Genomic DNA, 10,533 nt, shown 5'->3' with positions numbered 1-10,533 from the left:
TGCCGCCCGACGGCGAGCCGCCGCCATTGACGGCGGTCTGCAAGTCGGACTGCGCGAGGAAGAAGTTTTGTCTGGCATCGATCGCGCCACGCAGCGAGGCAAGGCGCTGCCGCGCTTCGGTGAGAAGCGCGAAGATATCGACCTGCATGCTGGAGAAGCGGAGCTGCATCTCCTCGGTGATGATCTTGCGCAACGGCAAAATCTCGCGCTGGTAATGGCTCGCAATGTCGTAGATCGATCGGTATGCGCGGTAGGCATCGCGCGCCTCCGAGCGGACATTGACGGCGCGCTCGGTCAGGCGATTGAAGGCGAGGTTGTAGGTCTCCGCCGCCTGCCGCACCCGAACCTCGCCGCCGTCGAAGATTGGGATCTGGAACTGCACGTCGAAGCCGCGCTCGCGGAACGGCGCGCCTTCCGGATCCTGCGTGCGGCGGGAGATGCCGGCGAGATCGAGCAGTGTGACGAAGCGCGTCGCCTCGGTGAGATTCAGCGACTTTGCCAGCGCCGTCAGCTCCAGCCGCGCGATCTGGAGGTCGATGCGATGGGCCACCGCATCGGCCTCGATCGAGGGCAGTGCGAGCGGCCGCCGCGGCAGCGGCGGCAAGGCGTTGGGCAGGCGGAAGTCGAGGCCGTCGTCCCACAGGCCCATCAGGCGCGCGAGCCTTTCGCGCGCGCTCGTGGCCGCCTGCCGCGCGGTGGCGAGGTCCGCGGTGGTCTCGGCATAAAATACCTGCTCGCGGGCCTGATCGAGCTTGTTGATCGATCCGGTCTCGCCGAGCTTGACGGCGAGCTTTGCGGTGGACTCGGCAGTCGACTTCGCATCGGTGAGCAGTGCCACCATCTCGTTGGCGGCAACCGCTCGAACATGGGCGCGCCGCACCTCGGCGGCGAGCCGCAACGTTGCGAGCGCTGCGCGCAACTGCGCCTGGCGGAAGCGGTCGCGGGCGATGTCCGAACGGAATGGAAGCGTCGCCAGCGCAAGAATATCGCCGACGACCTGGCGCTCGATTTCGCTCGCGCCATCACCCGAGATCCGCGAGACGGAGAAAACCGGATTGGGCGGCAGGCTCTGTTCCACGAGATCAGTCTCGGCGAGCGCCAGCTCGTTGTATGTGGCCTGGAGTCCGCTGTTGTTGAGGAGCGCGATCTGCACCGCCGCATCGGCGCTCAGAGCGCGCGACAGCAGGTGGCGAACGGTCTCATTCACTGCGGCCGCACCGTCGGTGGAACGGATGAAGGCGACATCCTTCCCGATTGTCTGGCTGGTGAGCTCGGAAACCGCCGTCATGCCGCCGTCCGGCGAGAAGGAGGCGCAGCCGGACAGGCCAAGCGCGGAGAGAATGACGAGGCCGCGCGCAAAATGGTTTGCCATGGCGCGCTCCTATCGATCGGTCTTGGGCGAAGGCGCAGCGCTGTCGTTGCGCTCGCGCCATGGTGCCGGCGTTGCCGGCCGCAGGCTCTCATAGGGCGCGATCGTCGAGCGATAGCCGACGCGCGCAACCCTGGCCGCCGGATCGGCGGGATCCGCACCTGGCAGCGGCACGGTTGCCGGCATGCAGCCGGACAGCGCGAGCGCAATCGCCGTCATCGGCGCCAAATGGAATAGAAAGTGTCGTCCACGCGCCGAAGATGCGGCGGCGAACCTCGCTCCGAAAAGCGTAAGCATGACCTCAATCCTGATCTGCCTGATGACCGCAGGCACACGCGCGCTGGGCGCGCGTCGCCTCATGTCGTCACGTCAGGTCAGGCGATGGGAGGGCGGTAGAGCAGGGGCGGCGCCTCGCTGTGCAGGCTGGCGGCGACCTCCGGGGCGCAGGCGGAGACCGGCTGGATCGGCTTGGCGATATCAGGCAGCGCGGCCGGCAGCGCGCTCACGCACATCATCGCGCAGCACGGCCCAGGTAGGCCTTTGCCATCATGATGATGTTTGGCCGGCGCGCCCTGCGCGGCGGTTTTGTGATGCGCGTGCATGCCAGCATGATCGTGAGCCGGGTCGGCGTGCATGTGGTTCGCGCCGTGCTGATGCTCTGGTGCGAGACTGACCGTCTGCAAGTCATCGCCGAGGCACGGCGCGGCACCATTGCCCCAGGCGAGGGCCGCGGCCGGCGCGAGGACGCAGAACAAATAGGCGAGGGCGACCAGCCGCCCCACCCTGATTCGCATCGATCGCGTCAATTGCAACAACATCCGTCGACAGGCTCTTTGCGCGGCAATGTTGCACACGCAGATTGCAAACTAATGGCAAATCGCGGTTCCGCCAAGCTCTTCTTACCGCAGTGCACCGCGCATGCCCAATATCGCGGCACGATGCTTGACCGCAAGGCCATCCACGAACATGGTCCTGCCCGTGCACGCGCCAAATCATCCCGGACAAAGACCACCTTCGTTCACCACTGACTCGCGTCAGGCCTGGGTGCGCCTCGTGATCGCGCTTGTTATCGGCTCGATCGGCGCCGTCGGCATGTGGGCGGTCGTGGTGGTGATTCCCGTGGTGCAGGCCGAATTCGGCGCCACACGCGGTGCGGTGTCGCTGGCCTTTACGCTCATGATGTTCGGTTTCGGCCTCGGCGGCGTGATCGCCGGCAAGATCACCGACCGGTTCGGCATCGTGCCGGCAATGGCGATCAGCATCGCTTTTCTCGGCGTCGCCAACGTATTGGCGGGCCTGTCGACCCACCTCTGGCAATTCGTGGCGGCCTATTTCCTGATCGGGCTCGGCACGTCGGCGACCTTCGCGCCGCTGATGGCGGAGGCCTCGCACTGGTTCGAGCGCTATCGCGGGCTTGCGGTGACCATCGTCGCGAGCGGCAACTATGTCGCCGGCACGACGTGGCCGCCGATCGTGAGCTGGGGCATGCAGTCCGCCGGCTGGCGCACGACCCATATCGGGATCGGCATCGTCTGCGCGAGCCTGATGACGATCCTGGTGCTGATCCTGCGCATGCAGATGGGCGACGACAAGGTCCGCAATCACGCCAATGCGCCGCCGCCGCGGGTCGATCTCAAGCTTTCGACCAACACGCTGACGGTGCTGCTGTCGATCGCCAGCATCTCCTGCTGCGTCGCCATGGCGATGCCGCAGGTGCATATCGTCGCCTATTGCGGCGATCTCGGCTACGGTGTGGCGCGCGGCGCCGAGATGCTGTCCCTGATGATGGCGTGCGGCATCGTCAGCCGCATCGGCTCGGGCTTCCTCGCCGACAAGATCGGCGGCATCCGCACGCTGCTGGTCGGATCGCTGGCGCAAGGCTTTGCGCTGGTGTTCTACCTGTTCTTCGACAGCCTCACCTCGCTCTACCTGATCTCCGCGATGTTCGGCCTGTTCCAGGGTGGCATCGTGCCGAGCTACGCCATCATCGTGCGCGAGGCGATGCCGGCCAGCGAGGCGGCAACGCGCGTCGGCATCGTGATCTTCGCCTCCGTGTTCGGCATGTCGTTCGGTGGTTGGGTGTCGGGCGTGATCTTCGACGCCACCGGCTCCTATGCCGCTGCGTTCGCCAACGGCGTCGCCTGGAACGCGCTCAATATCGGCATCGTCGTAGCGCTGCTGATCCGGTCGCGGATGAATTCGGTCAGGACCGACCCGGGTTTTGCGACCTAAACCGCCTGTCCCGCCTTCAGCAGCGAACAGCCGGTGATCTTGTAGCTGCCGTCCGACTGCTGTTCGAGCGTGTAGAGCGCCTCCCAGGTTTCGCCATTGGCATCGATGATGTGGACGCGCTGGGCGATCCAGTTGCCCTCGCTCCTGCTGTCGCCGAACTCAAAGCTCTTGTGCCGGAAGACCGGCGCATAGCCGTTCTCAACCATCGACATGAAGATGTCGGGTGTAGGGAATAGCTCCTTGATCTCCGGCGCGGCGTAAGAATAGGCAGCGGTCGCATCGTCGCGGCCGAACGCTTGCTCCTGGGCGCGGATGACGCTCTGTGCGGCGGCGACATCATCGGCGCGCGCGGCCATGGGGCTGAAAACAACACTGAGAGCGACCAGCAAGGCTGCGATGCGCATCACAGGCTCCACGTCGATGTCCCGGCGGAGCCGATCCTAGCACGAACCAGACGGGACGCGTGAGTTCGTTTGAACTCTTCGCGGACGCTATCGCTTCCGCTTCGCTGCCGGTTTCGCGGGCTTCGCGATGCGCGTCTTGCTCTTGGCGGCGGGCTGCACGCGTAGTCCGTCGACGAACACGTCGAGCATGCGCAGCACCGAAGATTGCCAGCCGGGCTGGTCGTGCATGTAGCACATCCCGACCAATGCCCTCAGCAGGTCCTCCGGGCTGACATCGGCGCGCATCTGGCCGGCCGCGACCGCGCGGTCGAGCAGCGAGCCGATCGCCTTGGTCAGCCGATCCATCGAGAACGCCGCGAGCTCCGACGAACTCTGGAACGTCAGCGCCAGCGCGGCGGACATGCCCTTCTTTGTGGCAACGAATTCGACATTGGAGCGCAGCCAGCGCCGGAGCGCGTCGACCGGATCTTTCGCGGTTCGCAATTGCTCGGCAAGCTCGCTGAGCTGCTCGACCTCGCGCCGGTACACCGCCTCGAACAAGTCCTCGCGCGTCGGGAAATGCCGATAGAGCGTGCCGATGCCGACGCCGGCGCGCTTGGCGACGGCCTCCAGGCTCGCCTCGCGCCCGCCGGCGCTGAACACCACTTTCGCCGCTTCGAGCACGCGCTCGCGGTTGCGCACGGCATCGGCGCGGGGCTTCCGGATCTGGTCGGCGTGGTCGTCCATCCCGGCAATCTAGATCACGATCTGGTTAGATTGAACCCTTTGCGCGCCGCATCGCGTTGTTTGCGCACGGGCTTTGACGGATTCCAATATTTTTCGATGGCTCTTGTTAAACGGAGGGTGCCTCCGTATCTTCGCTGGCACGTCGGCTCGGATCATGTGCGAGCGGCGCGGAATCGACGGCAGCCACGGCGGTGGCGCGCCGCGCGATCACTCATGTCCAAATCTGATCGGAGCCTTGTATGAACCACTCCATCAGCCTCACCGTGAACGGTGCGCGGCGCGACTTCGTCCTCGACGATCCGCGCGTCACGCTGCTCGATCTCTTGCGTGAGCGCCTCCATCTGACCGGAACCAAGAAGGGATGCGACCGCGGCCAGTGCGGCGCCTGCACCATTCTCGTCGGCGGCAAGCGAATCAACTCCTGTCTCGCGCTCGCCATCAGCCATGACGGCGCCGATATCCTCACCATCGAAGGCGTCGCGCGCGGCGACCAGCTTCACCCCGTCCAGGCCGCCTTCATCGCCCATGACGGCTTTCAGTGCGGCTTCTGCACGCCCGGCCAGATCATGAGCGCGATCGGAATGATGCGCGAAGGCCAGGCGGGTGACGATCCCGAGCGCATCCGCGAATGCATGAGCGGCAATCTCTGCCGTTGCGGCGCCTATGCCGGCATCGTCGATGCCGTGCTTGAGGCACAGGCCGGTGCAAGCGAAACGAACCGGAGGCGCTCGGCATGAAACCGTTCGATTACGTCAGGCCCGCCACGGTCGCAGAGGCCGTTGCCGCCGCCGCACAACCGGGGGCGACATACCTCGCCGCCGGCACCAATCTGCTCGATCTGATGAAGGGCGGCGTCAGCCGTCCGGATCTTCTTGTCGATGTCACGCATCTCAAGGGGCTCGACCGGATCGAGCCTCTTGCCGACGGCGGCTTGCGCATCGGCGCGCTCGTGCGCAATGCCGATCTCGCTCATGATGAGGACTTTGCAAGGTCCTATCCGGCCGTGGCCGAAGCGCTGCTCTCCGGCGCGTCTGCGCAACTGCGCAACGCGGCTACAGTGGGCGGCAATCTCCTGCAACGGACACGCTGCGCATATTTTTATGACACTGCCAGCCGCTGCAACAAGCGCGAGGCCGGCAGCGGTTGCGATGCGCGCGACGGCGAGAACCGGACGCACGCCGTGCTCGGCTGGAGCGAGAGCTGTATCGCCACGCATCCGTCCGACTTCTGCGTGCCACTGGTGGCGCTCGATGCGATTGTCGAGATCGAAGGCAGGAAAGGCCGACGTGAGATCGCGCTCGACGGGCTGCATCGCCTGCCCGCCGATACGCCCGAGCGTGACTCGGCACTCGAGCCTGGTGATCTGATCGTCGCGGTGCGGTTGCCGCCTGCTGCGCGCGGCTTTGCCGCGCATGCGCGCTATCTCAAGGTCCGCGAGCGCACCTCCTACGCGTTTGCCGTGGTCTCGGCTGCGGCCGCGTTGCAGATCGAGAACGGCAGGATCAAGGAAGCGCGGCTTGCGCTCGGCGGCGTCGCGGCAAAACCCTGGCGCGCTCGCGGTGCGGAAGATGTGCTCAAGGGCGCTGCGCCCGATGCGGCTGTCTTCCAGCAAGCCGCCCAGCGCGCGCTTACTGAAGCAAAACCGTCCGGCGACAACGCCTTCAAGATCGAGCTCGCGCGCCGCATCGTCGCGCGCGCGCTGACACTTGCCGCCGCTGGCACGCCTGCGCGCATGCCCGCGCTGCCGGCCTCTCCCTTTGCCTCGACCTCCGGAGCCATCCATGCCTGAGCTCAGTCTCACCTCTGCTCCCGCCCATCTGCGGCACGGTTCGAACATCGGCCAGCCTCTGACCCGCCGTGACGGCATCCTCAAGGTCAAGGGGCAGGCGACTTACGCCGCCGACAATCATCCGGCCGGCATGCTGTTTGCGGTGATGGCGGTCTCCAGCATCGCGCGCGGCCGTGTGACCTCGCTCGATGTCGACGCGGCCAAGCGCCATCCCGGCGTCGTCGACGTCATGACGCCCGACCGCAGGCCACAGCTTGCGATCGATCCCGAGATCAAGACCAATCCGTTCGTGTTCCGGATCGAAGTCTTGCAGAGCGACGAGGTCCGCTACGCCAACCAGCCCATAGCCGTGGTGATCGCGGTAACGCTGGAGGCGGCGACCGAAGGCGCAGCGCTGCTGGCGCCGCGTTACGAGACGCTGTCTGCGCGTGTCGGGCTCGACGCCGGCGACAGCTTCGTGCCGCCCGTCGTCGGGGTCGGCAACCCCGCGGAAAATCACCGTGGCGATGTCGAGGCCGGTCTCGCCTCGGCCGAGAAGCGGATCGAGGCGACTTATGAGACGCCGCCGCAATATCACAACGCCATGGAGCCGCATGCGATCGTCGCGGTGTGGGACGGCGACAGTCTGTCGATCGACATGCCGACCCAGGGCCTCATGCTGTCGGTTGCGCGCATTGCCGAATTGTTCGGCATTGCGCCTGACAAGATCCGCATCCGCAGCCCGTTCCTCGGTGGCGGCTTCGGCTCCAAGGGACTGATGGCTGGTCCCCCGGTGCTCGGCATTATGGCCGCAAAGCTCGTCGGCAAGCCGGTCAAGCTCGTGCTGCGCCGGGAGCAGATGTATGGCCCGGTCGGCCATCGCGCGCCGACGCGCCAGCGACTGCGCATGGGCACTGACGGCGAGGGACGGCTGACCGCTCTCGATCATCACGCGAGGACCGTGTCGAGCACGTTCGACGACTTCTACGAGCCGGCGGCCGATGCCTCGCACACGCTCTATGCGAGCCCGGCGATCCGAACCTCGCACGATGCCGTGCGCGTCGACACCGGCACGCCGCTGTTCATGCGCGCGCCCGGGGAAGCGACCGGCTCGATCGCGCTGGAAAGCGCGATCGACGAGATGGCCTGGGCCTGCGGCATCGATCCGCTCGCCTTCCGCCTGAAGAACTATGCCGAGGTCGAGCCGATCACGGGAAAGCCGTTTTCCTCGAAGGCGCTGCGCGCCTGCTACGAGCAGGGCGCGGCACGCTTCGGCTGGGCGAGACGCTCGCTTCAGCCGAGGCAGATGCGCGACGATGCCGGTCTTCTCGTTGGCTGGGGCATAGGCACCGCGACGTTCCCAGCGCTGATGTTTCAGGCCGAAGCCCGCGCGGCGATCCGTCGCGACGGCTCGGGCGCCATGGAAATCGGCGCGCATGACATGGGGCAGGGCGCCTGGACGGCGCTCGCCCAGATCGCGGCCGATGGTCTCGGCCTCGACATTGATCGCGTCGCGTTCAAGGCTGGCACGTCCGACCTGCCCGACGCCGGCATCGCCGGCGGCTCCGCGCACACCGCAACCGCGGGTGCGGCGATCCACAGCGCCGGTGCGGCCGTCATCGCCAAACTCGCCGATCTCGCCACCAATGACGAGCGCTCGCCGCTGTTCGGCGCCGGCAATGCCGGCGTGATCGCGCGCGACGGAAGACTATTCCGGCGCGACGATGAGAGCCGCGGTGAGAGCTATGCGGAGATCCTCGCGCGTGCCGGGCTCGCGGAGGTCGAGGCGCGCGGCACAGGCGCGCCGAACCCTGCGGCGATGGAAGAATACGCGATGCATGCGCATGGCGCGGTGTTCGCTGAAGTGAAGGTCGATCCCGAGCTTGGCCAGATCCGCGTCACCCGCATGGTCGGCGCCTTCGCCGCGGGGCGTATCGTCAATCCGCATCTGGTGAAGAGCCAGCTCTTCGGCGGCATGATCTGGGGCATGTCGTTCGCACTGCACGAGGAGGCCATCACCGACCGCCGTAGCGGCCGGATCATGAACGCCAATCTCGGCGAGTACCACATCCCCGTGAATGCCGACGTGCCGCCGCTCGACGTGATCACAGTCGAGGAGCACGACCCGCACGTCAATGCGCTCGGCATCAAGGGCGTCGGCGAGATCGGCATCACCGGCAGCGCCGGCGCGGTCGCCAATGCGGTCTGGCACGCGACGGGCGTGCGGGTGCGCCGCTTCCCGATCAAGATCGAAGAGCTGTTGACGTAGCTTTGAGGCAGCGGGCGGGGCGAGACCTTCTCGCTCCGCCGCGGCACGTCAGTTCATCTTCCTGCGGAGAGCTTTGATCGCTTCTCTCTGCGTCTCGATGTATTTCCTGCGTCTCGATGTATTTCTCGATCGCCTTGCGCAGGTCCCGCGAGCTGAGCTTGCTGGTGTCGCGCTGAACTTCGTCGAGCGCAGCTTCTGCGTTGGCGAGAGTGGTCTTCACGCGTCTTCACGCGCGAGCCTTTGTTACGAAGCGGTCCCGGAGTGCCTAGGAGTCCGGGGCCATAACCTCAGCACCTTTCGCGCCAGGTTGCTCGGCTACGGCTTCCATCATATGGAGGTTCGACGCGCGGAAATTGAGATGCCTCAAGCCCCGTAAGATACCGGATGGCGAGCCTTCGTTGGAACCAAGTTCCTCTGGCGGAGCGTTCGGCTGCTGCGCCGGCGCCTCTCAGAACGTCGGCGGCGTGCAGGCCGAGATCACCTCGCACGCCTTGCCGCCGACGCAGCGGAAGCGGTGCGGGCGGCGGCTTTCGAAATAATAGGCATCGCCGGGATTGAGGATGCGCCGCTCGTCCTCGACGGTCACCTCGAGTTTGCCGGAGATCACCACGCCGCCTTCCTCGCCGTCATGCACCAGCGGCACCCGTCCGGTGTCACTGCCCGGCTCGTAACGCTCTTTCAGGATCTGGAGGCTGCGGCCGAACAGATTGTCGCCGATCTGGCGGTAGGAGATCGGCTTCTTGCCGACCTCGGTCAGCTCCTCCGCGCGGTAGAAGATCTTGCGCCGCGTCTCCGGCTCGAGCGCGAAGAACTCGGCGAGCCCCATCGGGATGCCGTCAAGGATGCGCTTCAGCGCGCCGACGGACGGGTTCATCTGGTTCGACTCGATCAGCGAGATCGTCGAATTGGTGACGCCCGCGCGTTTTGCCAGTTCCCGCTGCGACAGCTTGTGGCGCGCCCGGATGAATCGCAGCCGTCCACCGATGTCGACGCTCATGCCCAAATCCCTGTTGCAGGTGTTGCGGATCGCGCAAATATGGACCGGCAGCCCCAATCAAATCAATGGGTTGCCGGTGCGCAGAAAAGGACTTGTTGCGTTTTTGAAGCCGTGGCTCTGCTAGAAGGGTCAGCAAAGGAGCGGCGCCCGTGACCCTTCATCAGATTCCGAACACCATCAAGACCGATTCGTACTGGATGCCGTTCACGGCCAACCGGCAGTTCAAGAAGGCGCCGCGTCTGTTCTCCTCGGCCGAGGGCATGCATTACACCAGCGTCGACGGCCGCAAGGTCATCGACGGCTCCGCGGGTCTATGGTGCGTCAATGCCGGCCACGGCCGCAAGCAGATCGCCGCCGCCGTAGAGAAGCAGCTGATGACGCTGGACTTCGCGCCGTCGTTCCAGATGGGCCATCCGCTGGCGTTCGACTTCGCCGAGCGGCTTGCCGAGATCGCGCCGAAGGGGCTCGATCGCATCTTCTTCACCAACTCCGGCTCCGAGTCGGTCGACACCGCGCTGAAGATCGCGCTCGCCTATCACCGCGCCACCGGCCAGCCGACGCGTACCCGCCTGATCGGCCGCGAGCGCGGCTATCACGGTGTCGGCTTCGGCGGCATGTCGGTCGGCGGCATGGTGGCGAACCGCCGCGCCTTCGCGACCCATCTTCCTGGCGTCGACCACATCCGCCACACCCACGATCTTAACCGCAACGCCTTCGCCAAGGACCAGCCGGTGCATGGCGCCGAGCTCGCCGACGACCTCGAGCGGC

The 10,533-nt window shown here is 66.0% G+C and carries 12 protein-coding genes; 6 read left to right on the top strand and 6 right to left on the bottom strand.

What is annotated here, in order from left to right:
- The 3 genes from AYJ54_RS03840 to AYJ54_RS51895 form a co-directional block, all read right to left on the bottom strand.
- A partial coding sequence (locus AYJ54_RS03840) for a TolC family protein (RefSeq protein WP_063696682.1) occupies positions 1 to 1,372 on the bottom strand: 1,372 nt, incomplete at its 3' end.
- A 9-nt stretch (positions 1,373 to 1,381) separates the two neighbouring features.
- Positions 1,382 to 1,666 carry a hypothetical protein gene (locus AYJ54_RS03835; RefSeq protein ID WP_063696680.1) on the bottom strand — a complete coding sequence of 95 codons (285 nt, stop codon included), beginning with the start codon at positions 1,664 to 1,666 and terminating at the stop codon, positions 1,382 to 1,384.
- 77 nt (positions 1,667 to 1,743) lie between these two features.
- A complete protein-coding gene (locus AYJ54_RS51895) occupies positions 1,744 to 1,884 on the bottom strand; it encodes a hypothetical protein (RefSeq protein ID WP_245328866.1) in 141 nt (46 codons plus the stop codon).
- Positions 1,885 to 1,917: 33 nt separating this feature from the next.
- On the opposite strand from AYJ54_RS51895, the gene AYJ54_RS51890 reads away from it, so the two are divergent.
- Positions 1,918 to 2,397 carry a hypothetical protein gene (locus AYJ54_RS51890; RefSeq protein WP_245328865.1) on the top strand — a complete coding sequence of 160 codons (480 nt, stop codon included), beginning with the start codon at positions 1,918 to 1,920 and terminating at the stop codon, positions 2,395 to 2,397.
- Complete coding sequence (locus AYJ54_RS03825) at positions 2,336 to 3,601, top strand: MFS transporter (RefSeq protein WP_063696592.1); 1,266 nt, start codon at positions 2,336 to 2,338, stop codon at positions 3,599 to 3,601. Before AYJ54_RS51890 ends, AYJ54_RS03825 begins: the two co-directional genes overlap by 62 nt.
- Here the strand turns inward: AYJ54_RS03825 and AYJ54_RS03820 are convergent.
- Positions 3,598 to 4,005, bottom strand: a complete 408-nt coding sequence (locus tag AYJ54_RS03820) for a DUF4864 domain-containing protein (RefSeq protein ID WP_063696590.1) — start codon at positions 4,003 to 4,005, stop codon at positions 3,598 to 3,600. The genes AYJ54_RS03825 and AYJ54_RS03820 overlap by 4 nt on opposite strands.
- 87 nt (positions 4,006 to 4,092) lie before the next feature.
- The gene (locus tag AYJ54_RS03815; protein ID WP_063696588.1) at positions 4,093 to 4,731 is read right to left on the bottom strand and encodes a TetR/AcrR family transcriptional regulator; all 639 of its coding nucleotides are present in this window, start codon (positions 4,729 to 4,731) and stop codon (positions 4,093 to 4,095) included.
- A gap of 239 nt (positions 4,732 to 4,970) precedes the next feature.
- Between AYJ54_RS03815 and AYJ54_RS03810 the strand changes: the two genes are divergently transcribed.
- Genes AYJ54_RS03810 through AYJ54_RS03800 form a run of 3 tightly spaced genes read left to right on the top strand, consistent with a single transcriptional unit; the run spans position 4,971 to position 8,768 of the window.
- Positions 4,971 to 5,468, top strand: a complete 498-nt coding sequence (locus AYJ54_RS03810; RefSeq protein ID WP_063696586.1) for a (2Fe-2S)-binding protein — start codon at positions 4,971 to 4,973, stop codon at positions 5,466 to 5,468.
- Positions 5,465 to 6,520 (top strand): FAD binding domain-containing protein, encoded by a 1,056-nt coding sequence (locus tag AYJ54_RS03805; RefSeq protein ID WP_063696584.1) that lies wholly within the window; start codon positions 5,465 to 5,467, stop codon positions 6,518 to 6,520. The genes AYJ54_RS03810 and AYJ54_RS03805 overlap by 4 nt, the downstream gene beginning before the upstream one ends.
- Positions 6,513 to 8,768 carry a xanthine dehydrogenase family protein molybdopterin-binding subunit gene (locus AYJ54_RS03800; protein WP_063696582.1) on the top strand — a complete coding sequence of 752 codons (2,256 nt, stop codon included), beginning with the start codon at positions 6,513 to 6,515 and terminating at the stop codon, positions 8,766 to 8,768. Before AYJ54_RS03805 ends, AYJ54_RS03800 begins: the two co-directional genes overlap by 8 nt.
- Positions 8,769 to 9,216: 448 nt before the next feature.
- Here AYJ54_RS03800 and AYJ54_RS03790 read toward each other — a convergent pair whose 3' ends face one another.
- A complete protein-coding gene (locus AYJ54_RS03790; RefSeq protein ID WP_063696578.1) occupies positions 9,217 to 9,765 on the bottom strand; it encodes a cupin domain-containing protein in 549 nt (182 codons plus the stop codon).
- 149 nt (positions 9,766 to 9,914) lie between these two features.
- Between AYJ54_RS03790 and AYJ54_RS51885 the strand changes: the two genes are divergently transcribed.
- Positions 9,915 to 10,533: aminotransferase class III-fold pyridoxal phosphate-dependent enzyme (locus AYJ54_RS51885; RefSeq protein WP_430641389.1), on the top strand; the 619-nt coding region annotated here is incomplete at its 3' end.

The organism is Bradyrhizobium centrolobii (assembly GCF_001641635.1).
Lineage (GTDB): Bacteria > Pseudomonadota > Alphaproteobacteria > Rhizobiales > Xanthobacteraceae > Bradyrhizobium > Bradyrhizobium centrolobii.
Note: the sequence above shows the minus strand (reverse complement) of the source record. Positions and strands in the feature narration are given on the sequence as shown.

Bases quoted from the DNA above. Each gene is read 5' to 3' on its own strand.
- AYJ54_RS51895 (WP_245328866.1), bottom strand. From the start codon at position 1,884: ATGATGTGCGTGAGCGCGCTGCCGGCCGCGCTGCCTGATATCGCCAAG.
- AYJ54_RS03825 (WP_063696592.1), top strand. From the start codon at position 2,336: ATGGTCCTGCCCGTGCACGCGCCAAATCATCCCGGACAAAGACCACCT.
- AYJ54_RS03790 (WP_063696578.1), bottom strand. From the start codon at position 9,765: ATGAGCGTCGACATCGGTGGACGGCTGCGATTCATCCGGGCGCGCCAC.
- AYJ54_RS51890 (WP_245328865.1), top strand. From the start codon at position 1,918: ATGATGATGTTTGGCCGGCGCGCCCTGCGCGGCGGTTTTGTGATGCGC.
- AYJ54_RS03800 (WP_063696582.1), top strand. From the start codon at position 6,513: ATGCCTGAGCTCAGTCTCACCTCTGCTCCCGCCCATCTGCGGCACGGT.
- AYJ54_RS03815 (WP_063696588.1), bottom strand. From the start codon at position 4,731: ATGGACGACCACGCCGACCAGATCCGGAAGCCCCGCGCCGATGCCGTG.
- AYJ54_RS03805 (WP_063696584.1), top strand. From the start codon at position 5,465: ATGAAACCGTTCGATTACGTCAGGCCCGCCACGGTCGCAGAGGCCGTT.
- AYJ54_RS03810 (WP_063696586.1), top strand. From the start codon at position 4,971: ATGAACCACTCCATCAGCCTCACCGTGAACGGTGCGCGGCGCGACTTC.
- AYJ54_RS03820 (WP_063696590.1), bottom strand. From the start codon at position 4,005: ATGCGCATCGCAGCCTTGCTGGTCGCTCTCAGTGTTGTTTTCAGCCCC.
- AYJ54_RS03835 (WP_063696680.1), bottom strand. From the start codon at position 1,666: ATGCTTACGCTTTTCGGAGCGAGGTTCGCCGCCGCATCTTCGGCGCGT.